The sequence below is a fragment of the Filimonas zeae genome, from assembly GCF_014641615.1.
In the GTDB taxonomy this organism is placed as follows: Bacteria; Bacteroidota; Bacteroidia; order Chitinophagales; family Chitinophagaceae; genus Filimonas; species Filimonas zeae.
Map to the genome: position 1 here is coordinate 1 of NZ_BMIB01000017.1, position 1017 is coordinate 1017.

Here is a 1017-nt window from a genome sequence, read left to right on the forward strand (position 1 = left end):
AGCCGTTTGTCAGCGTAACCGTACTTCCGGCACATACCTCACGCGCGCCAATACTTTTCTCCATCTCTGGTAAAGCATTTACAAACACGTGCGCAGTATCAAGGCTTACACAACCTTTGGCGGTGGTTACAGTATAAGTAATAACCGCAGAACCAGCAGTTACACCACGAACTACACCATTATTATCTATTGTGGCTACACTTACAGCACTGCTGCTCCATACACCGGTTCCACCAGTTGAGCCGTTTGTCAGTGTAACAGAACTTCCCGCACAAACTTCACGTTCGCCAACACTCTTCTCCATCTCTGGTAAAGCATTTACATGCATGTGGGCAGTATCCACACTTACACAACCTTTGGCGGTGGTTACAGTATAGGTAATTACCGCAGAACCTGCAGATACACCACGAACTAATCCATTATTGTCCACTGTAGCAACACTTACAGCACTGCTGCTCCATACACCGGTTCCATCAGTTGAGCCGTTTGTCAGCGTAACAGAACTTCCGGCACACACTTCACGCGCGCCAACACTCTTCTCCATCCCTGGTAAAGCATTTACCAGCACGTGCGCAGTATCCACACTTACACAACCTTTGGCGGTGGTTACAGTNTCCATACACCAGTACCACCAGTAGAGCCGTTTGTAAGTGTAACAGCACTTCCCGCACATAGCTCACGCAGGCCAATACTCTTCTCCATCTCTGGTAAAGCATTTACAGCTACATGAGCAGTATCCACACTTACACAACCTTTGGTAGTTGTTACAGTATAGGCAATCACTGCGTTACCAGCAACTACACCATGAACTAATCCATTATTATCTATTGTGGCTACACTTGCAGCACTGCTGCTCCATACACCAGCACCCCCAGTTGAGCCGTTTGTCAGCGTAATCGCACTTCCCGCACATACCTCACGTTCGCCAACACTTTTCTCCATCTCTGGTAAAGCATTTACAGCTACGTGAGCAGTATCCACACTTACACAACCTTTGGCAGTGGTTACAGTATAAGT

The 1017-nt window shown here is 47.5% G+C and carries 2 protein-coding genes; both read right to left on the reverse strand.

The window, feature by feature from the left end:
* Positions 1-673, reverse strand: a 673-nt coding sequence (locus tag IEY13_RS30000) for an Ig-like domain-containing protein (RefSeq protein WP_444542344.1), incomplete at its 3' end; no start/stop codon positions are given.
* Complete coding sequence (locus IEY13_RS30005) at positions 607-942, reverse strand: Ig-like domain-containing protein (protein ID WP_444542345.1); 336 nt, start codon at positions 940-942, stop codon at positions 607-609. The genes IEY13_RS30005 and IEY13_RS30000, both read right to left, overlap by 67 nt.
* Between the last annotated feature and the right edge of the window lie 75 nt (positions 943-1017).